General features: G+C 65.7%; 20 protein-coding genes and 1 tRNA gene. 11 read left to right on the forward strand and 10 right to left on the reverse strand.

Going from position 1 to position 24315, the window contains the following annotated elements; translation table 11 throughout:
• Positions 1–7 precede the first annotated feature (7 nt).
• On the reverse strand, positions 8–655 hold the full coding sequence (locus tag K2O51_RS25215; RefSeq protein WP_011298503.1) for a LysE family translocator: 648 nt from the start codon (positions 653–655) through the stop codon (positions 8–10).
• A gap of 375 nt (positions 656–1030) precedes the next feature.
• Between K2O51_RS25215 and K2O51_RS25220 the strand changes: the two genes are divergently transcribed.
• A complete protein-coding gene (locus tag K2O51_RS25220; RefSeq protein WP_011298504.1) occupies positions 1031–2707 on the forward strand; it encodes an L-lactate permease in 1677 nt (558 codons plus the stop codon).
• Between the two features lie 89 nt (positions 2708–2796).
• Here the strand turns inward: K2O51_RS25220 and K2O51_RS25225 are convergent, their stop codons facing one another.
• From K2O51_RS25225 to K2O51_RS25245, 5 genes are all read right to left on the reverse strand, one after another.
• Positions 2797–3327, reverse strand: a complete 531-nt coding sequence (locus tag K2O51_RS25225) for a chromate transporter (RefSeq protein ID WP_220630917.1) — start codon at positions 3325–3327, stop codon at positions 2797–2799.
• Positions 3324–3881, reverse strand: coding sequence for a chromate transporter (locus tag K2O51_RS25230; protein WP_220630918.1), 558 nt, complete (start codon positions 3879–3881; stop codon positions 3324–3326). The genes K2O51_RS25225 and K2O51_RS25230 overlap by 4 nt, the downstream gene beginning before the upstream one ends.
• Before the next feature lie 113 nt (positions 3882–3994).
• Positions 3995–6337, reverse strand: coding sequence for a DNA topoisomerase IV subunit A (gene parC, locus K2O51_RS25235; protein ID WP_011298507.1), 2343 nt, complete (start codon positions 6335–6337; stop codon positions 3995–3997).
• 72 nt (positions 6338–6409) lie between these two features.
• The gene (locus K2O51_RS25240; protein ID WP_011298508.1) at positions 6410–7192 is read right to left on the reverse strand and encodes a lytic transglycosylase domain-containing protein; all 783 of its coding nucleotides are present in this window, start codon (positions 7190–7192) and stop codon (positions 6410–6412) included.
• Positions 7193–7268: 76 nt separating this feature from the next.
• On the reverse strand, positions 7269–9260 hold the full coding sequence (locus K2O51_RS25245; RefSeq protein ID WP_011298509.1) for a DNA topoisomerase IV subunit B: 1992 nt from the start codon (positions 9258–9260) through the stop codon (positions 7269–7271).
• A 318-nt stretch (positions 9261–9578) separates the two neighbouring features.
• On the opposite strand from K2O51_RS25245, the gene K2O51_RS25250 reads away from it, so the two are divergent.
• Both K2O51_RS25250 and K2O51_RS25255 read left to right on the forward strand, forming a co-directional pair.
• Positions 9579–10790, forward strand: coding sequence for an MFS transporter (locus K2O51_RS25250; protein WP_041679665.1), 1212 nt, complete (start codon positions 9579–9581; stop codon positions 10788–10790).
• Positions 10787–10930, forward strand: a complete 144-nt coding sequence (locus K2O51_RS25255; protein ID WP_166487011.1) for a hypothetical protein — start codon at positions 10787–10789, stop codon at positions 10928–10930. Before K2O51_RS25250 ends, K2O51_RS25255 begins: the two co-directional genes overlap by 4 nt.
• Here the strand turns inward: K2O51_RS25255 and K2O51_RS25260 are convergent.
• The gene (locus K2O51_RS25260) at positions 10927–12855 is read right to left on the reverse strand and encodes an ATP-binding cassette domain-containing protein (protein WP_011298511.1); all 1929 of its coding nucleotides are present in this window, start codon (positions 12853–12855) and stop codon (positions 10927–10929) included. The two genes, K2O51_RS25255 and K2O51_RS25260, sit on opposite strands and share 4 nt — an antisense overlap.
• Positions 12856–13366: 511 nt before the next feature.
• Between K2O51_RS25260 and K2O51_RS25265 the strand changes: the two genes are divergently transcribed.
• Both K2O51_RS25265 and K2O51_RS25270 read left to right on the forward strand, forming a co-directional pair.
• Positions 13367–14302 (forward strand): amino acid ABC transporter substrate-binding protein, encoded by a 936-nt coding sequence (locus K2O51_RS25265; protein WP_011298512.1) that lies wholly within the window; start codon positions 13367–13369, stop codon positions 14300–14302.
• A 105-nt stretch (positions 14303–14407) separates the two neighbouring features.
• Positions 14408–15586 carry a benzoate/H(+) symporter BenE family transporter gene (locus tag K2O51_RS25270; RefSeq protein WP_220630919.1) on the forward strand — a complete coding sequence of 393 codons (1179 nt, stop codon included), beginning with the start codon at positions 14408–14410 and terminating at the stop codon, positions 15584–15586.
• Positions 15587–15615: 29 nt separating this feature from the next.
• On the opposite strand, the gene K2O51_RS25275 is transcribed toward K2O51_RS25270, so the two are convergent.
• Entirely contained in the window at positions 15616–16122 is a 507-nt protein-coding gene (locus K2O51_RS25275) for a hypothetical protein (RefSeq protein ID WP_220630920.1), read from the reverse strand.
• Between the two features lie 254 nt (positions 16123–16376).
• Between K2O51_RS25275 and K2O51_RS25280 the strand changes: the two genes are divergently transcribed.
• The 3 genes from K2O51_RS25280 (at position 16377) to K2O51_RS25290 (ending at position 17228) form a co-directional block, all read left to right on the forward strand.
• Positions 16377–16709: a DMT family transporter gene (locus K2O51_RS25280; protein ID WP_011298515.1), complete on the forward strand. Its 333-nt coding sequence runs from the start codon at positions 16377–16379 to the stop codon at positions 16707–16709.
• 48 nt (positions 16710–16757) lie between these two features.
• On the forward strand, positions 16758–16907 hold the full coding sequence (locus tag K2O51_RS25285; RefSeq protein ID WP_166487012.1) for a hypothetical protein: 150 nt from the start codon (positions 16758–16760) through the stop codon (positions 16905–16907).
• A gap of 246 nt (positions 16908–17153) precedes the next feature.
• Positions 17154–17228 (forward strand) — tRNA-Arg (locus K2O51_RS25290).
• Positions 17229–17488: 260 nt separating this feature from the next.
• Here K2O51_RS25290 and K2O51_RS25295 read toward each other — a convergent pair.
• The gene (locus K2O51_RS25295; RefSeq protein ID WP_220630921.1) at positions 17489–17959 is read right to left on the reverse strand and encodes a lecithin retinol acyltransferase family protein; all 471 of its coding nucleotides are present in this window, start codon (positions 17957–17959) and stop codon (positions 17489–17491) included.
• A 414-nt stretch (positions 17960–18373) separates the two neighbouring features.
• Between K2O51_RS25295 and K2O51_RS25300 the strand changes: the two genes are divergently transcribed.
• Positions 18374–19153, forward strand: coding sequence for a PP2C family protein-serine/threonine phosphatase (locus K2O51_RS25300; RefSeq protein WP_011298574.1), 780 nt, complete (start codon positions 18374–18376; stop codon positions 19151–19153).
• Positions 19154–19176: 23 nt separating this feature from the next.
• On the opposite strand, the gene K2O51_RS25305 is transcribed toward K2O51_RS25300, so the two are convergent.
• Entirely contained in the window at positions 19177–20124 is a 948-nt protein-coding gene (locus K2O51_RS25305; RefSeq protein WP_041679673.1) for a LysR substrate-binding domain-containing protein, read from the reverse strand.
• A gap of 220 nt (positions 20125–20344) precedes the next feature.
• Between K2O51_RS25305 and xdhA the strand changes: the two genes are divergently transcribed.
• The gene (gene xdhA / locus K2O51_RS25310; RefSeq protein WP_011298576.1) at positions 20345–21847 is read left to right on the forward strand and encodes a xanthine dehydrogenase small subunit; all 1503 of its coding nucleotides are present in this window, start codon (positions 20345–20347) and stop codon (positions 21845–21847) included.
• A 12-nt stretch (positions 21848–21859) separates the two neighbouring features.
• On the forward strand, positions 21860–24241 hold the full coding sequence (gene xdhB, locus K2O51_RS25315) for a xanthine dehydrogenase molybdopterin binding subunit (RefSeq protein ID WP_011298577.1): 2382 nt from the start codon (positions 21860–21862) through the stop codon (positions 24239–24241).
• Positions 24242–24315 lie beyond the last annotated feature (74 nt).

Here is a 24315-nt window from a genome sequence, read left to right on the forward strand (position 1 = left end):
GCCTGCCTCACTTAGCGGCGCGCGATCCCGACGCCGCCGTGAACACACCCAGTCCGATGAAGGCAGCGGCCGTCAGGTAGCGGCCCGCCGCACGCGCGCGACCCGCGCGGCGCAGTGCCGGCATGACGGCAGCTGCGGCGGTCACGTAGCAGATGTCGGTACTGGCCGCGATCAGCACGAAGCCGATGCCCAGCGCAAGGCTCTGCGCCAGCGCGGAGCCGGCCGGGTTCATGAACTGCGGCAGGAAAGCGGCAAAGAAAATGGCCGTCTTGGGATTGAGCAAGGCTACCACGAAGCCATCGCGGAGCACCTGGCGCAATGGCCGTGCCGGCGGCGGCGTGTCCGTGGCGACCGCCGGCGCTGCACGCAAGGTACGGATGCCAAGCCAGATCAGGTACGCGGCCCCCGCGTACTTCACCACCGTAAAGGCCAGCGCCGAGACCGAAAACAAGACCGCCAGCCCGAGCGCCGCGCCGGCCGCGTTACCCAGGTTGCCCAGCGCTACGGCGCCGACCGACGCCAGCCCCGCGCGACGTCCCTGCGCGAGCGTGCGCGTCACGATATAGACCACGGCGGGTCCCGGCGTTACCGCCAGCGCAAGGCTGGCCAGCACGAATGCGCCGAGCAGTGGCCAGGGAGGAAGGAATTCGGGCATGGGAGTCTCCTGCTTCTTTGTTTGTCGTTTTCGCGGTAATGCGGGAAACAGACTACGCAGCGCGTACACGGTTGCCAAGCAACATTATGCGCATTGGCTCGCAGGCATACATTTCTAATAGGCGCCGTTTAGAGTACTCTGCCCCTAGGACAGCACGTGCGCCATGCTGCCCCCCAGGCAAACCCTGATCCCTGAATCCGCTTCATGTATGCCATGACGGGATTTAAGGTGGCGCTGCGGGAACCCATCCTTACAATCCTTGTTCGACTCGCGTGTGCGGTTGACGCCGCACGTCTGTACGCGTTGTACACCGGCAGCCCAGGGCACGTAGATCGCCCGGGACGCCCGAGCCAAACCTGAGGAGGATTATCAATCGTGTGGAGTCAAGTCTATGACCCGCTAGGCAATATGGCGCTGTCGACCATTGCTGCGGGTGTCCCGGTGGCCGTGCTGCTTGCAGCGCTGGCTTTCTTTCACATGCAGGCCCACCTGGCCGCCGGTCTGGCGCTGGTCGTGGGCGTCGTGGTTGCTGCAGCAGTCTTCGGCATGCCGGCAGCCATGGCTGGCAAGGCCGCGGGCCTCGGCATCGTATCGGGTCTCTTCCCGATTGGGTGGATTGTCCTCAACATCATCTTTCTGCATCGGCTGACGACGCTGAACGGGTCATTCAAGGTCTTGCAGAACTCGATCTCCGGCGTGACCGAAGACCGTCGCCTGCAGCTGCTGCTGGTTGCCTTCAGCTTCGGCGCGTTTTTTGAAGGCGCGGCCGGCTTCGGCACGCCGGTGGCCGTGACCGGCGCCATCCTGATCGGCCTGGGCTTCTCGCCGCTGGCCGCCTCGGGCCTGGCGCTGATCGCCAACACCGCGCCGGTGGCCTTCGGCGCGCTCGGGGCCCCGATCATCGGGCTGTCGTCGGTGACGGGCATCGACCAGGTCACGCTGTCGGCCATGATCGGCCGCCAGTTGCCCTTCTTCTCGGTGCTGGTGCCGTTCTGGCTGATCTGGGCCTTTGCTGGCTTCCGCGGCATGCTCGCCATCTGGCCGGCGATCCTGGTCGCGGGCGTGACCTTCGCGGTGCCGCAGTTCCTGGTCTCGAATTTCCATGGCCCGTGGCTGGTGGACGTGATCTCGTCGCTAATCTCGATGGGCTGCCTGACGCTGTTCCTGAAGATCTGGCAACCGAAGGAAGTCTGGACGTCGACCAAGATCCTCGGCCGCCACGACGACTCCAAGGTCGACCACCCCGAGGCACTGGCCGCCGACGCCGCCGCCAGCGCCGCCTCGGCCGGCATCTCGGTCGCCAAGGCCTGGCTGCCGTGGATCATCCTGACCATCTTCGTGTTCGTCTGGGGCATCCCCGAGTTCAAGAAGTTCATGGATAACTTGTGGGCGTTCAAGTTCCCGATCCCGGGCCTGGACAAGGCAATCATCAAGCATCCGCCGGTCACGCCGAAAGAAATCGCCGAACCGGCGGTGTTCCTCTTCAACGTGCTGTCGATGGCCGGCACCGGCATCCTGGTCTCCGCCATTCTCGGCGGCCTGCTGATGGGCTACTCGGTGCCGCGTCTCGTCAAGGAATACTGGGAAACCATCAAGCTGACCAAGTTCTCGCTGCTGACCATCAGCGCGATGTTCGGCATCGGCTACCTGACCCGCTACTCCGGGCTGGATGCCACGCTGGGTCTCGCCTTCGCACAGACCGGCGTGCTCTACCCACTGTTCGGCACCATGCTGGGCTGGCTGGGCGTCGCGCTGACGGGCTCGGACACCGCGTCCAACGTGCTGTTCGGCGGCCTGCAGAAGACCACGGCCGAGCAGCTTGGCCTGTCGCCGGTGTTGATGGCCGCGGCCAACAGTTCAGGCGGCGTGATGGGCAAGATGATCGACGCGCAGTCCATCGTGGTGGCCTCGACGGCCACCAAGTGGTATGGCCATGAGGGCGACATCCTGCGTTACGTGTTCTTCCATTCGATCGCGCTGGCGATCCTGGTTGGGATCTTCGTCACGCTGCAGGCGTATGTGGAGCCGTTCACGCATATGGTCATTCATTAACGAGCCACAACGAGCCGTCCCGCACACCAGGCGGGCGTTTCGCCTGCGCCATGCAGCCCCGCTCCCAGCGGGGCTGTTTTTTTGTCCGGTCAGAGCACGCCAAGCAGGCCCGCCACCCCGCCGAGCCCCACCAGCACGAGCGGATGCACGCGTGTCTTCATCATCAGCAACACCGTCACCACGGTAACCGCGGCGGCGCCCCAGCCGTGGTCGACACTGCGCGCCAGTACCCAGCCCGACGAGAACAGCAGTCCGATCGTCAGCGCCGCCAGCCCGCGCCGGATCAGGCCAGGCCACGTCGCGTGCGGCGAACGGCCCGAAAAATACTCGAACGCGAGCGCGATCAGGCTCGATGGCCCGCACATGCCAAGCATGGCCGCGAGCGAACCGGCGAAGCCCGCGACCTGCCAGCCGAACAGCGAGACGAATAGCACGTTGGGCCCTGGCGCGGCCTGCGAGATGGCATACATCGCCGAGAATTGCGCATCGGTCAGCCAGCCGTTGGCCTCGACCAGGTAGCGGTGCATGTCAGGCAGCGTAGAACTGGCGCCGCCGATCGCCAACAGCGACAGTGCGCTGAAATGAGCAAACAGGCTGCCCAGCACCTCGGCCCCGCTCATTGCCGCCCTCCCCGGTTCGCGCGCCACTCGAGCATCAGCGCAAGCGGTACCAGGACCGCCATCACCGGCACGAGTGGCCAGCGCAGCAGGCCGATGACAAGGAATGCCGCGCCGCCGATCAGCACGGCGCGCGTGGTCAGCGACTGGCTCTGCGCGAGCCGGATCGCGGTGGCCAGCATGAGTCCGGCCGATACCGCCGTCATGCCGGCCAGCATGCGCTGCACGGCCGGCACGTCCTGATAGTGCTGGTACAGCAGCAGCAAGCCGAGCACCAGCCCCATCGGCACCATGACCAGCCCGCTGAACGCCGCCAGCGCGCCACGCCAGCCGGCAAAGCGCAGGCCGAGCATCAGAGCGAGGTTGATGACGTTGGGCCCGGGCAGGACCTGGCCGAGGCTCAGCAACTCGACAAAATCGCGGTCATCGAGCCAGCGGTTGCGCTCCACCACCGCGCGGCGCACGAACGGCAGCACGCCGCCAAAGCCGGACAGGCCCATGCGGGCGAATTCGATGAAGAGGGCGCGGGGAGTAGGAGGTGGGGCGAGGGAGGACATGAGGGGAGAAGGACAGCAACGGCAAGCAACAGTGGCAGCGTTAAATCTGCCGCTGCGGCACTCCCCTCTCCCACGACCGGGGGAGGGGAGAAAGAAACCCGGCCGTGTCGGGGTTAGTTGCCCGACGGCGGCACAACCCTGAACGGATCGATCCGCACACCCTTCAGCTTGGTCTCCAGCGCCTTGCCCTTGCGCGCCCGCTTGCCGACATAAGGCATCAGGTTCGCCCCAGCCAGCTTCTGCGTGTCAGGCTTGCCACCTCGCGGCGTCGTGCCGGACACCACCAGCCCCGGCGCACCAACGCCAACGGCCTGCAGCAGCTTCTCCTTCGGCTCCAGCTCCATCAGGATGACGCCGCGGCCGCCAGCCGACAGCACCTTGACCTCGTCGAGCGCAACCAGCAACAGGCGGCCGTTGCCGGACAGGCAGGCCACATGCGTGGCCTCGCTCGCGATCGGCGCGGGCGTCAGCGGTGCATCGCCGTCATCGAGCGTCAGGAACGACTTGCCGCCCTTCTGCCGGCCCGTCATGTCCGCGATCTTGGTCAGGAAGCCGTTGCCGCCCTGCGTCGCGATCAGCATGCGCTGCTCGGCGCTGCCCGCAAACGTATGCGCGATCTGGCTGCCCGGCTGAAGCTCGATCAGCGTGGTCAGCGGCACGCCGTCTCCACGGCCGCCCGGCAGGCTCGCCACGGGCACCGAATACACGCGGCCGTTGGTGCCAAAGGCCAGCAACACATCGATCGTGCGGCATTCGAATGTGTCGTACAGCGCATCGCCAGCCTTGAACGTGAACTGCTGCGCATCGTGACCATGGCCCTGGCGCGTACGCACCCAGCCCTTCTGCGACACCACGACCGTCACCGGTTCATCGACCACGCGCACCTCGGCGGCGGCGCGACGCTCTTCCTGGATCAGCGTGCGACGCGGGTCCTTGTCTTCGGGGCTGTATTGCTTGGCGTCGGTCTCGATCTCCTTGATGATGCGACGGCGCATCATGGTGTCGGACTTCAGCAGCACGTCGAGGTCGGCCTGCTCTTCGCGCAGGTCCTTGAGTTCCTTCTCGATCCGGATGGCTTCGAGCCTGGCCAGCTGACGCAGGCGGATTTCGAGGATGTCCTCGGCCTGGCGATCGCTCAGTCCAAAACGCTCCATCAGCGCAGGCTTCGGCTCGTCGCTTTCGCGGATGATGCGGATCACCTCGTCGATGTTCAGCAGCACCAGCATCCGGCCTTCGAGGATATGGATGCGGTCTTCCACCTTGCCCAGGCGATAGCGCGTGCGCCGCGTGACGGTGGCGAAGCGGAAGTCGATCCACTCGCGCAGGATGTCGCGCAGGCCCTTCTGGCGCGGACGGCCATCCGTGCCGATCATCACGAGGTTGACCGGCGCGCCCGACTCCAGGCTCGTGTGCGCGAGCAGCGTCTGGATGAATTCCTGCTGCTCGATGTTCTTGCTCTTGGGCTCGAACACGAGCCGCACCGGCGCATCCTTGCCCGATTCGTCGCGCACGGCGTCCAGCACGGCCAGCACCGAGGCCTTGAGCTGCTGCTGTTCCGGGGTCAGCGCCTTCTTGCCGGCCTTGACCTTCGGGTTGGTCAGCTCCTCGATTTCCTCCAGCACCTTCTGCGCCGACGTGGCGGGCGGCAGTTCGGTCACCACGAGCTGCCACTGGCCGCGCGCCATTTCCTCGATAGTCCAGCGCGCGCGCACCTTGAGGCTGCCGCGGCCGCTCTCGTAGATCTGGGCGATATCGGCTGCCGGCGAGATGATCTGCCCGCCGCCGGGATAGTCCGGGCCCGGCATCAGCGCGAGCAGTTCGGCCAGCGTGATGTTCGGGTTGCGGATCATCGCCACCGTGGCGCCGGCCACTTCGCGCAGGTTGTGCGGCGGTACTTCGGTCGCCATGCCCACGGCAATGCCCGACGCGCCGTTGAGCAGCACGAACGGCATGCGCGCGGGCAGCAGCTTCGGCTCTTCCATCGAGCCGTCGTAGTTGGCGATGAAGTCGACCGTACCCTGGTCGATCTCGTCGAGCAGCAGGCGTGAGATCGGGGTGAGGCGCGCTTCGGTGTAACGCATTGCCGCCGCACCGTCGCCGTCGCGCGAGCCGAAGTTGCCCTGGCCGTCAATCAGCGGATAGCGCAGCGAAAAGTCCTGTGCCAGGCGGACCAGCGCGTCATACGCCGACTGGTCACCGTGCGGGTGGTACTTGCCGAGCACGTCGCCGACCACGCGCGCGGACTTGACCGGCTTGGCGTCGGCGCGCAGGCCCATCTCGTGCATGGCGAACAGGATGCGCCGCTGCACGGGCTTCTGGCCATCCGCGACCTCGGGCAACGCGCGGCCCTTGACCACGCTGACGGCGTAGTCGAGATAAGCCCGCTCGGCGTAGCGCGCCAGCGTCAGCGAATCCGCGGGCTCTTCGGGTTGAAACGTGATGTCTTGTTGTTCCATGGATTGGCAAGAAGACGGCGCGCCATGATGTGAAGCCGGCGCGCCGGGTGGCTTGTTATTCGGGTATCTCGGTCAGGGCATGTTGCGCCGTCCGCCGATCACCATCTTTACGCGTGAAGGCCCGCCAACTGCCGCGCTGGTGCGGGTCACGACCGCACCGCCGCCGGGCTTGTAGAGCCGGTAGAACTGCAGCACGGTGCTCACGTATTGCTGCGTCTCCGGGTACGGCGGAATCCGGTTGTTGTAGCGCTGCACCGCGCCCTCGCCCGCGTTGTAGGCGGCCAGTACCAGTTCGATGTTGTCGGGGAACAGTTCCATCAGCCAGCGCAGATAGCGCACGCCGGCAGAGATATTGGTACGCGGATCGGCCAGTTTTTCCTCGACGCTGCGGCGCGCATCGCCGCTCACGCCGAAACGCGCGCCGGTATCGGGAATCACCTGCATCAGCCCGATGGCGCCCTTGGGCGATACGGCCGATGGATTGAAGCCGGACTCCACGGCCATCACGGCCTTGACCAGCGCCGGGTCGACATCCTGCTTGTCCGCGATCTGCCGGATCATCGGCTCGACCTTGGCGATATTCGGGTGGTTGACGACGTAGCGGTACAGCTTGTGCTGCTCAAGGTCGCTCTTTGGCGCGGCGCTCGACTCGCGCGAAGTATCGAAGCTGCCGCCTTCCCGCATGAAAAGCTTGTAGCGCTCGTCGAGCTTGCGGTCTGCAAAGTGAGCAATGCCATCGGCATCGACGAAGCCGTAGAGTTCGGCATGCGCCGCCGGCGCGCAGGCGAGACCAGCCACCATCAGCGCGGCTGCGGCCGCCTGTTGCCATGGTTTGCGGGTCGGTCTCGTTCTCATCTTGCGTTGCGGCTTGCGGGCGAGGACGTCGAAGCGCGCATTATCCCCCAATGTCGGACGGCGTACAGACTGGCGCTCAGATGTCCGCCTCGACTTCGTTGCCCTTCTCCTCGAGCCAGCTGCGGCGCTGGGCGGCTTCGCCCTTGCCCATGAGCATGTTCATCATCTCGACGGTCTGCGGCAGGTCGTATTCGCCGAGCGCCACGGGCAGCAGGCGGCGCGTATCCGGGTTCATGGTGGTTTCCCAGAGCTGTTCGGCGCTCATTTCGCCAAGGCCCTTGAAACGGGAAATCTGCCAGCTGCCTTCCTTGACGCCGTCCTTGATCAGCTTGTCCTGGATGGCTTCGAGCTCACCTTCGTCGAGCGCATACAGCTTCTGCGCGGGCTTCTTGCCGCGCGCAGGTGCGTCGACGCGGAACAGCGGCGGGCGCGCCACGCAGACATTGCCAGCCTCGATCAGCTTCGGGAAGTGGCGGAAGAACAGCGTCAGCAGCAGCACCTGGATGTGCGCGCCATCCACGTCCGCGTCCGACAGGATGCAGATCTTGCCGTAGCGCAGGTTGGACAGGTCGGGCTCATCGTTCGCGCCGTGCGGGTCCACGCCGATCGCCACGGCGATGTCGTGCACCTCGTTGTTGGCGAACAGGCGGTCGCGCTCGGTCTCCCAGGTGTTGAGCACCTTGCCGCGCAGCGGCAGGATGGCCTGGAATTCCTTGTCGCGGCCCATCTTGGCCGAGCCGCCGGCCGAGTCGCCCTCGACCAGGAACAGTTCGTTGCGCGTGACGTCGGTCGATTCGCAGTCGGTCAGCTTGCCCGGCAGCACGGCGACGCCGGAGCCCTTCTTCTTCTCGACCTTCTGCGCGGCGCGCGTGCGTGCCTGCGCCTGGCGGATCACGAGTTCGGCCAGCTTCTTGCCGTACTCAACGTGATGGTTCAGCCACAGTTCCAGCGCCGGACGACTGAACGTCGACACCAGTCGCACCGCGTCGCGGCTGTTCAGGCGCTCCTTGATCTGGCCCTGGAATTGCGGGTCCAGCACCTTGGCCGACAGCACGAACGAGGCGCGCGCGAACACGTCCTCACTCATCAGCTTGACGCCCTTGGGCTGCAGCGCGTGCATCTCGATAAAGCTTTTGACTGCCTGGAACAGGCCTTCGCGCAGGCCGGACTCGTGCGTGCCGCCGGCCGGGGTCGGGATCAGGTTGACGTAGGACTCCCGCACGGGCGCGCCCTCTTCGGTCCAGGCCACCACCCAGGAAGCGCCTTCGCCGTCGGCGAAGCCTTCTTCGCCGGGGTTTGCGTCCGGATCGGCGAAGTGCTCGCCTTCGAACATCGGGATCACAAGCTCAGCGCCGCTGCCTTGCGCCAGCGCCTCGACCAGATAGCCCTTCAGACCCTGGTCGTACTGCCACGTCTGGGTTTCGCCAGACTTCTCGATCACCAGCGTGACCTTCACGCCCGGCAGCAGCACCGCCTTGCTGCGCAGCAGGCGTTGCAGTTCGGCCTGCGGAATCGCGGCCGAATCGAAATACTTGGCGTCCGGCCACACCTGGACGCGCGTGCCGTTCTTCTTCTCGCCGCGCTCGAGCTTGCGCGAGGTCAGCGGCGCGGTCACGTCGCCGCCCGAGAAGGTCAGCGTGGACATCATGCCGTCGCGCCAGACCGACACATCAAGCTGCGTCGACAGCGCATTGGTCACCGACACGCCCACGCCGTGCAGGCCGCCCGAAAACGCGTACGCTCCGCCCTTGCCCTTGTCGAACTTGCCGCCCGCGTGCAGCCGCGTGAAGACGATCTCGACTACCGGCACGCCCTCTTCCGGGTGGATGCCGACCGGGATACCGCGGCCGTCGTCCTCCACGCTGACGCTGCCGTCGCGGTGCAGCGTGACCAGGATCTCGGAACCGAAGCCGCCCAGCGCCTCGTCGGACGCGTTGTCGATCACCTCCTGCACGATATGCAGGGGGTTGTCGGTGCGGGTGTACATGCCGGGACGCTGCTTGACCGGCTCCAGGCCCTTCAGGACCCGGATGGAAGATTCGCTGTACTGACTGGTTTTGCTCGCCATGGAGTCGCTACGAAAGTGGAGATCCCGGCCACTGCGGCGCGCATTCGTGGCTGCGCCGGGGTGCCGGGCACTGCATTGTAATGGAAGCCCGGACCGGCAATCGTGGCAAAAAGGCAGCGGCGTCAGCGCCCTTCCTTGCGGGCCGTCCGGAGCGCCTCCGGATTACCATGCCGCCCGTCCGGACTTGCGGGCAGCACCCGACGCCTTCCGGCGAGCCGGAGTAAACTCGCGCAAACCCGCTCCGGCTCCCCTATGCCGCGCCCGGGCAACACAACAAGAACACGACAGCGGCACTCCTCCGCCCGCAGCGAGCCCGATATGCAGAACCGACAACTCTCCCTGACCACCGTGCTTGTGTGCGGCGGCCTGCTCGTCACCCTTTCCATGGGTATCCGGCATGGCTTCGGCCTGTTCAACCTTCCAATCACCCAGGCCCACGGCTGGAACCGCGAGACCTTCGCCTTCGCGCTGGCGCTGCAAAACCTGATGTGGGGCGCGAGCCAGCCGTTTGCGGGTGCGCTTGCCGACAAGTTCGGCGCGCTGCGCATCATGCTTATTGGCGTGGTGCTGTACGTCGGCGGCCTCGTAGTCATGGCGCTGTCGACGAGCGGCACGGCCTTTGCGACCGGTGCGGGCGTCATGATCGGTATTGCGCAGTCGGGCACCACGTACAGCATCGTCTACGGCGTGATCGGACGCATTGCCAGCCCCGACAAGCGCGTCTGGGCCATGGGCATTGCCGCCGCGGCGGGCTCGTTCGGGCAATTCCTGATGATCCCGGCCGAGCAGACGCTGATCTCGGGCATGGGCTGGCAGAACGCGCTGTTCGTAATGGCGCTGATGGCCTGCGTCATGCTGCCGTTGGCGTTCACGCTGCGGGAACCGAAGATGACTGCGCACGACGGCGGGCATCACCAGACCATTGGCCAGGCTGTGCGCGAGGCGTTCGGCAACCGCAATTTCCAACTGCTGACGTTGGGCTACTTCGTGTGCGGCTTCCAGGTCGTGTTCATCGGCGTGCACCTGGCGCCGTACCTGAAGGACAAGGGCCTGACCGATCCGAAGATCGCCACCGTGGCGCTCGCGCTGATCGGCCTGTTCAATGTGTTCGGCACCTACACCGCCGGCGCCATGGGGCAACGCATGCCCAAGCGCTACCTGCTGTCGGCGATCTACCTGACACGCTCGGTGGTGATCGCGGGCTACCTGCTGCTGCCGCTGACGGCCGCCAGCACCTGGGTGTTCGCGGCGATGATCGGTTTCCTGTGGCTGTCGACCGTGCCCCTGACCAACGGCATCATCGCCCAGGTGTTCGGCGTGAAATACCTGTCGATGCTGTCGGGCGTGGTGTTCTTCTCGCACCAGATCGGCAGCTTCCTGGGCGCGTGGCTAGGCGGCTATCTGTATGACCGCACGGGCGGCTACACCACGGTGTGGATGATCGCGATGGCACTGGGCGTGATGGCAGCGCTGGTCAACCTGCCGATCCGCGAGCAGGCGGTCGCGCGACCGCAGCCGGCCGCGGCATGACGACCATTGCCCGCCAACGCCTGCTGCGCGCCGCCGGCCTGCTTGGGCTGGCGGCAGCGCTGGTGCTTGGGTTTATCGGGTATCTGCGGCCGTCGTTTATGGTGGACCTGACGAATATGGTGCTGGCGTGGTGTGGTTAGCCCGCCTCGCCCTTCGTCTTCGCCTCCAGCACTTCCCAGCGCTCCAGCGCCTCCAGCAGTTCCATCTCGATCTCGTCGTGCCGGGTCGCCAGTTCGGCGGCCTTGGCCGCATCGCTGACATAGAGCGAACCGTCCTCAAGCTGCGCGGCGATCGTCTTCTGTTCCGTTTCCAGCGAAGCGATCCGCTCCGGCAGCCCGTCCAGTTCACGCTGTTCCTTGTATGACAGCTTGACGGTACGGTTGGCGCCGCGCGCGTCGCGCGAATCCTTGGTCTTGGCAGCCTCGGCCGCCTTCTGCTCGGTCTTTCGCGCCGCCTGCAGCGCCGCGCTGCGCTCGGACTGCGCAACCCAGTCGGAATAGCCGCCGACCGATTCGCGCCACAAGCCGTCGCCTTCGGCGGCAATCGTCGAGGTCACCACGTTGTCGAGGAACGCCCGGTCGTGCGAGACCAGGAACACGGTGCCGCTGTAGTCCTGCAGCAGCTCTTCGAGCAGTTCCAGCGTGTCGATGTCGAGGTCGTTGGTCGGCTCGTCCAGCACCAGCACATTGGCCGGGCGCGCGAACAGGCGTGCCAGCAGCAGTCGGTTGCGCTCGCCGCCGGACAGCGACTTGACCGGCGAGCGCGCGCGCTCGGGCGCGAACAGGAAATCGCCGAGATAGCTCATCACGTGCTTGCGCTGGCCGTTGACCTCGACCCAGTCGCTGCCCGGGCTGATGGTGTCGGCCAGCGATTTCTCGAGGTCGAGCTGCGTGCGCATCTGGTCGAAGTACGCGACCTGCAGGTTGCTGCCATTGCGCACGGTGCCGCTGTCGGGCGCCAGTTCGCCGAGGATCAGGCGCAGCAGCGTGGTCTTGCCGGCGCCGTTGGGGCCGATCAGGCCGACCTTGTCGCCGCGCATGATGGTGCCGGTAAAGTCGCGCACCACGACCTTGTCGCCGTAGGATTTGTTCACGTCGATCAGCTCGGCCACGATCTTGCCGGAGCGGTCGGCCTGGGACACCTCCAGCTTGACGTTGCCCTGTGCCTCACGCCGCGCCGCGCGCTCGGAGCGCATCGCCACGAGCCGCTGGATACGCGCCACGCTGCGCGTGCGGCGTGCCTCGACGCCCTTGCGGATCCACACTTCTTCCTGCGCGAGCAGCTTGTCGAACTTGGCCTGCTCCACCTGCTCGGCGGCCAGCAGTTCTTCCTTGCGGGCCTGGTAGGCCGCAAAGTTGCCCGGGAAAGACAGCAGGCGGCCGCGGTCGAGTTCAACGATACGGGTCGCCACGCGGTCCAGGAACGCGCGGTCGTGGGTGATCAGCAGCACGCTGCCGCGGAAACCGAGCAACAGGTCTTCGAGCCAGCGGATCGCTTCCACGTCGAGGTGGTTGGTCGGCTCGTCCAGCAGCAGGATGTCCGGTTCCGCGACCAGACCCTGAGCAAGCGCCACGCGCTTCTGCAAGCCCCCGGACAGCGCATCGACGGGCGTATGCGGATCGAGCCCCAGCCGGGCCAGCGTGGTTTCCACGCGGGTGCGCAGATGCCAGGCGCCGGCGGCATCGAGCTCCGACTGCAGCCGGTGCAGTTCGGCCAGCGCGGCTTCGTCATGGCTGTCGGCCAGCCGCTCGGCGGCGGCCTCGTAACGCATCAGCAGGTCATGCGCCTGGCCCATGCCCTGCGACACGGCATCGAACACGGTGATGCCCGGATCGAATTGCGGCTCTTGCGGCACGTAGGCCGAGGTCACGCCCGACTGGCGCGCAATCAGGCCGTCATCCGGCGCCGCCAGCCCCGCCACGATCTTCAGCAGCGAGGATTTGCCCGAGCCGTTGCGGCCAATCAGGCCGACACGCTCGCCGGCTTCCAGCGAAAAATCGGTGTGGTCGAGCAAGGCCACGTGCCCGAAAGCAAGCTGGGCATCGTTAATGGAAAACAGGGCCATGGGAGGAATGGGGCAGCGGAATTGCGGAATTGCGGAATCGGAATGGGTCGCCGGCGCCTGCGTGCACGGCGGCGACAAGGCGAAGCAGGCCGCATTGTAGACCACAGGTATGGGCAGCCGCTCCGCCGAGAGCGCGATGTACCGCCGACGCAAAAGAAAGGGCCCGCATAGCGGGCCCAAGAGTCTCTCCTCGGTGCCCTGCTCGCAAGGCACCGAGAAAGCATAACAACGGCATGCCGGTCACTCCAGTTCGGAAATATCCGTAAGGGAAAGCCCCCGTCAACTGGCCTACTGGCGCTCCGTTGCATGCGTCGCACGCCTTCACTTCAGAGAATTTGTCTGCAACCGGGCGCACATGGAACAATAGTCCGCGCAGCAGTACTGCTTCAGGGCGACAAGCCTGCCGGCAGAGCGCCTGCACGGGGTACAGCGCGATAACGACATATCAGAGCCGCAAGGAACCAGACTTAGCGGCCGCCTTTGCTTTTCGTTCCATTTGACGGGGGTTTCCATGATCGAAACGGGTCTGCCGCGCCGGGTTTCATGCCCGAACGCTGTGCTTGTCTTGTCCTCCCTTTCCTGCGCTGCCATGCTGGCCACCGGCGCAGCTTCCGCCGGCGCTGCCACCGCGCCGGTCCTGAATCACATCCAGCAAACCGGCGTTATCCGCATTGCGCACCGCGAAAGCTCGGTACCGTTCTCGTTCGTGGCCGACGGCAAGCCGGTCGGCTATGCCGTCGACCTGTGCCTGAAGATCGCCGATGCGGTACGCACCTCGCTGCACCTGCCCGGCCTGCGCGTCGAGTGGGTCCCGGTCACGCCGGCCAACCGCATTCCCGCTATCGTCGAGGGCAAGGCGGACCTGGAATGCGGCTCGACCACCAACAACCGGGAACGGCGCGAGCAGGTGGCCTTCACAATCCCGCACTACATTGCCGGCAGCCGCATGATCGTGAAGACCGATTCCGGCATCAGCAAGTGGGCGGATCTGCGCGGCAAGACGGTCGTCTCCACGTCAGGCACCACGCCGCTGGCCATGCTGCGCAAGATGGACGAAGGCAAGGTCATGCAGTGGCGGCTGGTCGAGGCCAAGGATCACGCCCAGGCCTTTGCCATGGTGGAAGCCGGCAAGGCCGATGCCTTCGTGATGGACGACGTGCTGCTGTACGGCCTGCGCGCGAACGCCAGCCGACCGGGCGATTTCAAGGTCACCGGCGAAATGCTGACCATCGAGCCGTACGCCATCATGCTTTCCAAAAGCGACCCGGAGTTCAAGAAGCTCGTCGACAAGACGCTGATCGCCGCAGTCTACGACCAGGAAACGCCGAGGCTCTACAAGAAGTGGTTCCAGGCACCGATTCCGCCGCACGGCATCACGCTCGACATTCCGATGAGCTACCTGCTGCGCGATTCCTTCAAGTTCCCGAGCGACAAAGTGGCGGACTGAGGCTGCGGATTCGGCAGCGAAGCAGCCAGGGACAACGGGCGGCAGCACTCATGCGAAGATGTCGGCCGTGCCGCTCAGGTCTCCTTCCCGTCTCCTTCCTGCCTCATGCCTGCCACCTCCCTGAAGCTGTCCGATCTTTCCGTTTCCGCGCTCGTCGCGGGCCTGATTGCCACGCTGACCGGCTACACCAGCTCTCTCGTGCTGATGATCCAGGCCGGGCAGGCTGCGCACCTGAGCAGTGCGCAGATCTCGTCCTGGCTGTGGGCGCTGTCGATCGGCATGGGCGTGACCACGATCGGCCTGTCGCTGACCATGCGCGTGCCCGTGGTGGTGGCATGGTCCACGCCCGGCGCCGCACTGCTGATCGCGAGCCTGCCGGGCGTGCCCTATGCGGAAGCGATCGGTGCCTTCCTGATGGCGGCGCTGCTGATGACCGCCGCCGGGCTGACCGGCTGGTTCGACAAGCTGATGCGGGCGCTGCCGGCGAGCATTGCATCGGCGCTGCTTGCCGGCATCCTGTTCCGGATCAGCGTGGATGTGTTCGTACAGGCGCAGGACCAGACGCTGCTGATGCTGGCGATGTTCGCCGCCTATCTCGCTGGCCGGCGCTGGTGGCCACGCTACGCGGTGCCCGGTGTGCTGCTGGTTGGCGTGGCACTGGCCGGCACGCTGGGCCAGTTGCACTTTGAAGGATTCCACCTGGCGGTGGCGGTACCGGTCTGGACTACGCCGGCATTCTCGTTCCAGGCCTTTGTCAGCATCGCCATTCCGTTGTTCATCGTGGCGCTGGCCTCGCAGAACATTCCCGGCCTGGCGGTACTGCGCGCGGACGGCTACCACGTGCCGGCATCGCCGCTGATTACCGTCACGGGCTTCGCCTCGGCCGTGCTGGCGCCGTTCGGCTCGCACGGCATCAACCTGGCCGCCATCACGGCCGCCATCTGCACCGGGCCGCAGGCCGACGCCGACCCGGCACGGCGCTACACCGCTGCCGTGGTCTGCGGCGTGGGATATCTGTTGGCCGGCATCCTCGCGGCCAGCATTGCCGCGCTGTTCGCGGCCTTCCCCAAAGCCGTGGTGGTGGCGCTGGCTGCGTTCGCGCTGCTCGGATCGATCGCCAATGGACTGACCGTGGCCATGCAGACGCCGGACGAGCGTGAAGCCGCGCTGATCACTTTCATGATCACCGCGTCCGGCATGACGCTGGCCGGCGTGGGCTCGGCCTTCTGGGGCGTGGTGGGCGGCATGCTGACGCTGCTGGTGCTGCGCCGCAAGGCCGCCTGACGACCCCTGACCGGTCAGCGGCTAATGGACTAGAGCAGCAGGAAGCCGATATCGCGAGACCGGACCTCTTCGAGCGCTACGCCCTTGCGGCGCTGGAACAGCACGTGCTGGAGCACGCGGTCGCGGTGCTCGCAGAATGTGGCGGTGTCGAAGCGCAGCGCCGCGGTGCCGTAGTGCTCAGCCAGCAGCTTGTAGACGCGATGGCGCACCAGCAGCATCTCGTTCTCGGTCTGCAGCCGGCCCATCTCGGCCGCATGCTCCTCCTCGAGCTGGCGCATGCTGACCACCACGCGCGCGTGCATGCCCCGGTAGCGGTCGGCTTCCGCGTGGGCCTTGCGCAATTCTTCGCGCAGCGCCCGGACTTCCTGCATCAGCTTGAGATTGCTTTGCACGCCGCGGTGGATGCGGCTCGCCTCCTCCAGCGCGTAATCCGCCGCCGCGATCGTGTTTTGCCAGACGCCCGATTCGTCAGCCTCCGCGGCTGCCATGCGTGTGGCGGGCCAGACGGTAGCTCCGTCAATGCCTTGATTGCTCATACTGCTCCCCCAAAAGCCGGAAAGAAAAACGCCCGCCGCCGTACGTTATTGTGGATTGCCGGCCTGGTCGGGTACTGCCGAAACTGCCTTGGCAGTGGGCCAATGTATCGCACACCGCACACTATCATTCAAGACTGCCACGCCACTTTGCACAACCACCGCAAGGGAGGGCATAACGTTTCACCAAAGCGCCGCTTACGCTACATTGCCGCCTGCCGTCTGTCCTTCCACCCCTTCGCCATCGCGTTTCGCCTATGAACGGATACCTGCTCCTTGCCCTGGCCATCGTTGCCGAGGTCATCGCCACCAGCAGCCTCAAGGCCGCCGAGAACTTCACGCGCCTGGTGCCCAGCATCCTCGTGGTAGCGGGCTATGCCTGCGCCTTCTATCTGCTCATGCTGGTCATGAAGACCGTACCAGTGGGCGTCGCTTATGCCATCTGGAGCGGCGCGGGCATCGTCCTGGTCACGCTGATCGCCATGGTGTTGTACCGCCAGGTACCCGACCTCGCCGCCTGCGCCGGCATTGGCCTGATCATCGCCGGTGTGGCGGTGATCCAGCTATTCTCGAAAACCAGCGGGCATTGACAACGGTGCGGCCTAGAATGGATGTGGTTCCTGCCACGGGAGACCGCCATGCTTACCGCCCTGCTCCTCGCCGCAATCATCGTCGCGCTGTACATCCTGGCTGTTCGCGCCGAGTTTTTCCATAAATCGCCGTTCTATCCGGAGCATGAACATCCGGTGCAGTACTGGTGGAACCGGTTGGTGCATCACAAGAAATAGCTGGCGAATCTGACGCGGTGGCAAACAGCCATCGCGTCGAGCGGTGCCGCACGGCTTGTACAGGCAACCGCCGATCGGGACCTTTCCGCAGCCGCTTGTCGCCGGGCGCGCTGCGTCTGGCGCTTGCGCGCCTCCACCCCTTCCTCTTTCCCCCAAAACGCCTCCGGCGGGAGGATTTTGATATACTCCGGCCCGTCTTCAGGATTACCGCTGCCCCGCGGAACGACGGTCCTGACAGCTCTGTCCCTCGCCGTAGTTCAATGGATAGAACGAGCGCCTCCTAAGCGCTAGATACAGGTTCGATTCCTGTCGGCGGGACCATCTACTTCCATCTTCCCGCCCCCGATTCAGTGCATCACCGCCGCCGGCACTCGCCTGTTACCGGTGACCGCCCCTGCGAAGCGAGTCGCGCGCGACGCGGCTCATGGCGCCCGGCCCTGACGCCGGCATGGCGGCCTCTGGCTGCGGCGACGGCGGGCTGGCCGTTGCGGTGGCTCTGGCGGCCGCTATAGACGGCGCAATCTGCTCTGACGATCAGTCCGGACATGGCTGGCTCCTTCGTGTTCTGAATGGAAAACGTTTCAGGCGGTCCGCAGGCTGACCTGCAGGAAACTGGCGCAGAGCCGTAGCATCGTCTGCAGCGCGGCGCGCGGATGGCGCAGGCAGGCTTCCACCTGCTCGCTGCGGCTTTCGCCGGACAGGCACCATGAGCAGAAGTGCTCGCAGTTGTTGGAGAACAGGCAGTAGCGGTTCTCGCCCAGACGCGACCGCGCACGCGACACCGCATCGAGGCCGACAAAGCGGGCACACGGTTCCAGGCGGATGGCGACGGCACGGCCCGCGGCAAATGCCGCCAGGCTGATTTCCTCGACCGGCCCGGTCTGCAGCGCGCGGGCGAAGCCGGCATAGTGGATCACGCGGCCGTGGCCGGCATAGATGCCGTGATGCACATAGCCCTGGCGTCCCGTCACCAAATGGGCGCCCAGCGGCAAGTCGGCGTCATGGCTCGCGCCGTCGCGGCGTTCGTCTTGTTGTGCGGGCTGGTGTGGCATGGCTGTCTCGGGTGTCTGGTGGCGGCAGTCATTGCTGCGTGGTTGCCAGACCTCTGCATGCGCCATGCCAGGACATCGATTTCCCTGCCAGGACCAGCGTTTACGGGAAAGCGGCGCTGTCGGATCTGGGGAAACTGTTGCCGAATGACCAACGTCATCACCGACATTCTGTTGGTTAGCCACCACCATTGCGCCGTTCCACCGTCGCTCGGATCGACACCCATGAGCCGGCGCCAACTTGCAGATAACACCCGCCACTGCGAACTTCCCGGGTCGACGCGTCCCTGACGAGCGGCAGGACCACGGTGATCAACTTTTACGAGACGAAGAACAACTTCTATGCTGGTCAGATGAACAACGCGTTCCAGACATGGAATCCGGAAACGACCCGATTTCACGCGGAAGGAGGGTATCTTGACTGGCGTGACGCAATTCCGCTGGGCTTCGGCAGCCTGCACCGACGTTGGGCGCGTACGCGAGCGCAATGAGGACGCTTGCCTGGATCTGCCGGACCTCGGGATCTGGGTCGTGGCCGATGGCATGGGGGGCCATGCCGTCGGCGATTTCGCGAGCCAGGCCGTCACGCAAGCGCTGGCGGCGCTTCCGCCCCGGTCAACGCTGGAAGAACGGCTCGCCGACGTCGGCGCCGCGCTGCAGGACGTCAACCGCGCGCTGATTGCCGAAGCCGCACGCCTGCAGGTACGGTGCGTAGGCACCACCGTCGTGGCGCTGGCCAACGGCGACCGCCGTTGCGGCTACCTGTGGGCCGGCGACAGCCGTCTCTACCGGCTGCGCGCCGGGCACTTGCAGCGCCTGACCCGAGACCACAGCCAGGTGGAACGGCTGCTGGCACGCGGCCTCATCACCGCCGAAGAAGCGCGACATCATCCAGCGCACAACACCATCACTCGTGCCGTTGGCGCAGCCGATACGTTATTGCCCGAGCAACTGTTCGTCGATGTCGCCGACGGCGACGTGTTCCTGCTTTGCAGCGATGGGCTGAGCAACGAGGTCGAGGACGACACCATCGCATCCGTGCTTGCCGCAGGGGGCGACCTGAACGCCATTGCACAGACACTGGTAAAGACAGCGCTGGACCACGGCGGGCACGACAACGTCACCGTGGTGGTGGTGCGGGCAGAAGACCCGTATGGGTCAGATATGACGCTGGTAAATCCGGAAGTCGAGGGGTAAAACCACACCAAAGGCAGCTACCTCTATCCCGCCTCCGCCTCCAACCTCGGCAACTGCGGCAAATCCGTCGCCACCTCCGCGATCATCCTCCGCATCCACATCACATCCGGGGCCGCATGGCACCGCTCATGCCAGAGCTGGTAGAACCGCATGCGCGGGAACGTCACCGGAGACGGCACCATCCGGATCGGCAAATACTGCGCATAGTGCGCAGCAAACTGGCGGCCGGTGGTGAACACCATATCGGTTTTCATCAGCACATACGGCACCAGCCCAAAGTACGGCAGCGTCACCTGGATATTGCGCTTGTACCCCTGCTCGGCGAGCGCCTGATCGATCATGCTGCGTTGCATCGAAGCATAGGGCGCAGGTGCCAGATGAGGCATCTCCAGGTAGTGCTTCAGCGTCAGGCCTTTGCGCGCCAGCGGATGCTGGGCACCGAGCATGCAAACCACCTCGTCATCAAATAACGGCGAGATATGCAGATGCTCGGGCGGCGACAGCCAGTTGCCAATGACGATGTCGAGCTGCCCCTGCTCCAGGTCCTCCAGAAAGTCGCTCGACGACGTCATAGGATGTACGAACAGCTTGGCGCCGGGCGCCAGCCGGCGCACGCGCTCGACGATGTTTGGCAGGAAGAAGGCATCCAGGTAATCCGGGGCGCCAAGGTGAAACGTCCGCGTGGTCGTGGCCGGATCGAACTGCTGCGGAGGACGCGCGATACGGTCCATCGCCGCCAGGCTCTGCTCGGCCAGCTCCAGCAATTCCCGCCCCCGTTCGGTTGGCACCATGCCGCTTTTGCCCCGCACCAAGATGGCGTCGCCGGTGATCTCGCGCAGGCGCTTTAGCGTATTGCTGATGGCCGGCTGCGACTGGCCCAGGCGCACAGCCGTGCGCGTCACGCTCTGCTCGGTCAGCAGGGTGTGGAGCACCCGCAGCAAATAGGTATCGAGATGGTCGCGTCCGTGCATGGCAATAGGGGCCCTGCCGGCGTGCGGCCGGGAGGCTGGCGTGGGGGAAGGGAACGGCGCATAGTGTATGTCACGCAACCCGCCATTGGTCAATCCGCCGTGATAAGGGGACAGCGGAACCCCATGGACGGGCATTCTGATGGGGCATATCACCTGGGCCGAATATTGCATGAAACGCGCCGGTGCTATGTTTCCGCCATCACAGAACGAGATGAAGACCATGGAGACGCAAACCATCCGCTTTTTCCACCGCGGCCAGGTCAGGGAAGTATCCGACGCCCCCGTTACCAGGACCGTGCTGCAGTACCTGCGAGAGGACGCGCGCTGCACCGGCACCAAGGAAGGCTGCGCTGAAGGCGACTGCGGCGCCTGCACCGTCGTGATCGGCGAGCTGCAGGACGGCGGCGATGTCGAATTCAAGGCCGTCAATGCCTGTATCCAGTTCCTGCCCACGCTCGACGGCAAGGCGCTGATCACCGTCGAGGATCTGCGCCAGGCCGACGGCGCCCTGCACCCAGTGCAGGAAGCCTTGGTCGAGTGCCACGGTTCGCAATGCGGCTTCTGCACGCCCGGCTTCGTCATGTCGCTGTGGGCGCTGTACCAGCAGCACACCCCGGGCGGCGAAGCGCCGACGCGCCAGACCATCTGCGACGCGCTGACCGGCAACCTGTGCCGCTGCACTGGCTACCGCCCGATCATCGACGCCGGCGAGCGCATGATGGCCCTGCCTGCGCCGCACGCGAGCAAGCTCAACCCGAAGCAGATCGCCGACACGCTGCGCAATCTCAAGCGCGGCGAGACCTTCCGCTACAGCGCGAAGGGCCAGAACTTCTTCGCGCCACGCACCGCGGCCGAGTTCGGCGCAATCAAGGCGGCCGAGCCCGGCATCCGCATCCTTGCCGGCAGCACGGACGTGGGCCTGTGGGTCACCAAGCAGTTCCGCGAACTCGGCAACCTGCTCTATATCGGCCAGGTCGAAGACCTTCAATCGATCGAAGAGCGCGACGGCATGATCGAGATCGGCGCCGGCGTGACGCTCGAGAAGGCCTACGCTGCGCTGACCGCCGCGCACCCCGAACTCGAAGAGATGTGGAAGCGCTTCGCCTCGCTGCCGATCCGCAATGCGGGCACGCTTGGCGGCAATATCGCCAACGGCTCGCCGATCGGCGATTCGATGCCGGCGCTGATCGCGCTCGGCGCCGAAGTGGTACTCCAGCTCGGCGCGACGCGCCGTACGCTGCCGCTCGAAGACCTGTACCTTGCGTACCAGAAGACGGCCATGGTGGAAGGCGAGTTCGTCGCAGCGCTGCGCGTACCCGTCAAGGGCCCGCAGCACTTCAGGACCTACAAGCTGTCCAAACGCTTTGACGAGGATATTTCGGCCGTGTGCGCGGCATTCGCGATCACAGTGGAGAACGACGTGATCACGCAGGCACGCGTCGCGTTCGGCGGCATGGCCGCCACACCGAAGCGCGGCGCGGCCACCGAAGCTGCATTGATCGGCCAGCCGTGGAACGAAGCCACCGTGCGCGCCGGCATGGCCGCGCTGTCGCAGGATTACACACCGCTGTCCGATATGCGTTCGACCGCCTCGTACCGCACCCGCGGGGCGGCCAACCTGCTGTACCGCTTCTGGCTGGAGACGCGCGCCGATGCGCTGCCCGCATCCGCTGTCAACGTCCGCGCGCCTGGCGCTGGCGCCACTGCAACCGTCACGGCCTGAGGAGAGATCGGCATGAACAAGCAAACCGAACCGTTCCTGCTCGACGCCAGCGTGGCCGACGAGGCCGTGCCCCAGGTCGGCATCTCGCGTCCGCATGAATCGGCGCACCTGCACGTGGCAGGCACCGCCACCTATACCGACGATATTCCCGAGCTCGCCGGCACGCTGCACGCGGCGCTCGGCATGAGCAGCCGCGCCCATGCGCGCATCAAATCCATCTCGCTCGACAAGGTGCGCACCGCGCCCGGCGTGGTGGACGTGCTGACCGTGGATGACATTCCCGGCGTCAACGACTGCGGCCCGATCATCCACGACGACCCGATCCTGGTGCGCGACGTGGTGCAGTTTATCGGCCAGCCGATCTTCGTGGTGGTTGCCACGTCGCATGACGCGGCACGCCGCGCTGCCCGCCTGGGCGTGATTGAATACGAAGACCTGCCACCGGTACTCTCGCCGGAGGCCGCGCACGAGGCCGGCAGCTACGTGCTGCCGCCGATGCACCTGACCCGGGGCGAGCCGCAACAGCATCTGGCAGCCGCCGCGCACCGCGATGCGGGCAAGATCCGCCTCGGCGGACAGGAGCAGTTCTATCTGGAAGGCCAGATCGCCTACGCCGCGCCGCGCGAAAACGACGGCATGCACGTGTGGTGCTCGACCCAGCACCCGACCGAGATGCAGCACGCCGTGGCCCATATGCTCGGCTGGCACGCGCACCAGGTGCTGGTGGAATGCCGCCGCATGGGCGGCGGCTTCGGCGGCAAGGAATCGCAGTCGGCCATGTTCGCGTGCTGCGCATCGCTGGCGGCATGGAAGCTCATGTGCCCGGTCAAGCTGCGTCCGGACCGCGACGACGACATGATGATCACCGGCAAGCGCCACGACTTCGTGTTCGATTTCGACGTCGGTCATGACACTGATGGCCGCATCGAAGGCGTGCAGATCGAGATGGTGTCGCGCGCCGGCTTCTCGGCCGACCTGTCGGGCCCGGTGATGACGCGCGCGATCTGCCACTTCGACAATGCCTACTGGCTGCCGAACGTGCAGATCGACGGCTACTGCGGCAAGACGAATACGCAGAGCAATACCGCATTCCGCGGCTTCGGCGGCCCGCAGGGCGCGTTCGCGATCGAGTACATCCTCGACAACGTGGCACGCAATGTCGGCAAGGATTCGCTCGATGTGCGCCGCGCCAACTTCTATGGCAAGACCGAGCGCAACGTCACGCCGTATGGCCAGACCGTGGAAGACAATGTCATCCACGAACTGATCGACGAACTCGTGGCCACCAGCGAATACCGTGGGCGCCGCGAGGCCACGCGTGCGTTCAATGCGACGAGCCCAATCCTCAAGAAGGGCATCGCGATCACGCCGGTGAAGTTCGGCATCTCGTTCAACGTGGCGCACTACAACCAGGCCGGCGCGCTCGTGCACGTGTACAACGACGGCTCGGTGCTGGTGAATCACGGCGGCACCGAAATGGGCCAGGGCCTGAACACCAAGGTTGCGATGGTGGTGGCGCACGAGCTCGGTATCCGCATGGAACGCGTACGCGTGACCGCAACGGATACCAGCAAGGTGGCCAACACCTCGGCGACTGCGGCATCGACCGGCGCTGACCTGAACGGCAAGGCCGCGCAGGACGCCGCGCGCCAGATTCGCGAGCGCCTGGCCGAGTTTGCCGCGCGCAAGGCCGGCGTGACGCCTGACAGCGTGCGCTTCAACGACGATCTCGTGATCGCCGGCGAGCTGCGCGTGCCATTCGGCGAACTGGCCCGCGAAGCGTACCTGGCACGCGTGCAGCTCTGGTCGGACGGCTTCTACACGACGCCGAAGCTGCATTGGGACCAGAAGAAGCTGCAGGGCCGCCCGTTCTACTACTTTGCCTACGGTGCGGCGTGCTCCGAGGTGCTGGTCGACACGCTGACCGGCGAATGGAAGCTGCTGCGCGCCGACGCGCTGCACGATGCAGGCAAGTCGCTGAACCCGGCCATCGATATCGGCCAGGTCGAAGGCGCCTTCATCCAGGGCATGGGCTGGCTGACGACCGAGGAACTGTGGTGGAACAAGGACGGCAAGCTGATGACGCATGCGCCGTCCACCTACAAGATCCCGACGATCAACGACTGCCCTGAAGACTTCAACGTGCGCCTGTTCCAGAACCGGAACGTGGAAGACAGCATCCACCGCTCCAAGGCTGTGGGCGAACCGCCGCTGCTGCTGCCGTTCTCGGTGTTCTTCGCGATCCGCGACGCGATCGCGGCCGTGGCTGACTACCAGGTCAACCCGCCGCTGCGCGCGCCGGCTACCAGCGAAGCCATCCTGGACGCGGTGGAAGCAGTACGCGCGACATGCGCGGCGAGCGCGGTCGGCGAAACCGCCGCACAGCCGGCCTGACGCGCGCGCCTGCCGGGCCTGCCGGACTTTCCCCCCTGTTCCGCTCTTGGCGGATCAGGGGCCGGCCGCCCGCG

Source organism: Cupriavidus pinatubonensis, from assembly GCF_019602855.1.
Lineage (GTDB): Bacteria > Pseudomonadota > Gammaproteobacteria > Burkholderiales > Burkholderiaceae > Cupriavidus > Cupriavidus pinatubonensis.

Bases quoted from the DNA above. Each gene is read 5' to 3' on its own strand.
- K2O51_RS25215 (WP_011298503.1), bottom strand. From the start codon at position 655: ATGCCCGAATTCCTTCCTCCCTGGCCACTGCTCGGCGCATTCGTGCTG.
- K2O51_RS25225 (WP_220630917.1), bottom strand. From the start codon at position 3,327: ATGAGCGGGGCCGAGGTGCTGGGCAGCCTGTTTGCTCATTTCAGCGCA.
- K2O51_RS25230 (WP_220630918.1), bottom strand. From the start codon at position 3,881: ATGTCCTCCCTCGCCCCACCTCCTACTCCCCGCGCCCTCTTCATCGAA.
- parC (WP_011298507.1), bottom strand. From the start codon at position 6,337: ATGGAACAACAAGACATCACGTTTCAACCCGAAGAGCCCGCGGATTCG.
- K2O51_RS25240 (WP_011298508.1), bottom strand. From the start codon at position 7,192: ATGAGAACGAGACCGACCCGCAAACCATGGCAACAGGCGGCCGCAGCC.
- K2O51_RS25245 (WP_011298509.1), bottom strand. From the start codon at position 9,260: ATGGCGAGCAAAACCAGTCAGTACAGCGAATCTTCCATCCGGGTCCTG.
- K2O51_RS25250 (WP_041679665.1), top strand. From the start codon at position 9,579: ATGCAGAACCGACAACTCTCCCTGACCACCGTGCTTGTGTGCGGCGGC.
- K2O51_RS25255 (WP_166487011.1), top strand. From the start codon at position 10,787: ATGACGACCATTGCCCGCCAACGCCTGCTGCGCGCCGCCGGCCTGCTT.
- K2O51_RS25260 (WP_011298511.1), bottom strand. From the start codon at position 12,855: ATGGCCCTGTTTTCCATTAACGATGCCCAGCTTGCTTTCGGGCACGTG.
- K2O51_RS25265 (WP_011298512.1), top strand. From the start codon at position 13,367: ATGATCGAAACGGGTCTGCCGCGCCGGGTTTCATGCCCGAACGCTGTG.
- K2O51_RS25270 (WP_220630919.1), top strand. From the start codon at position 14,408: ATGCCTGCCACCTCCCTGAAGCTGTCCGATCTTTCCGTTTCCGCGCTC.
- K2O51_RS25275 (WP_220630920.1), bottom strand. From the start codon at position 16,122: ATGAGCAATCAAGGCATTGACGGAGCTACCGTCTGGCCCGCCACACGC.
- K2O51_RS25280 (WP_011298515.1), top strand. From the start codon at position 16,377: ATGAACGGATACCTGCTCCTTGCCCTGGCCATCGTTGCCGAGGTCATC.
- K2O51_RS25285 (WP_166487012.1), top strand. From the start codon at position 16,758: ATGCTTACCGCCCTGCTCCTCGCCGCAATCATCGTCGCGCTGTACATC.
- K2O51_RS25295 (WP_220630921.1), bottom strand. From the start codon at position 17,959: ATGCCACACCAGCCCGCACAACAAGACGAACGCCGCGACGGCGCGAGC.
- K2O51_RS25305 (WP_041679673.1), bottom strand. From the start codon at position 20,124: ATGCACGGACGCGACCATCTCGATACCTATTTGCTGCGGGTGCTCCAC.
- xdhA (WP_011298576.1), top strand. From the start codon at position 20,345: ATGGAGACGCAAACCATCCGCTTTTTCCACCGCGGCCAGGTCAGGGAA.
- xdhB (WP_011298577.1), top strand. From the start codon at position 21,860: ATGAACAAGCAAACCGAACCGTTCCTGCTCGACGCCAGCGTGGCCGAC.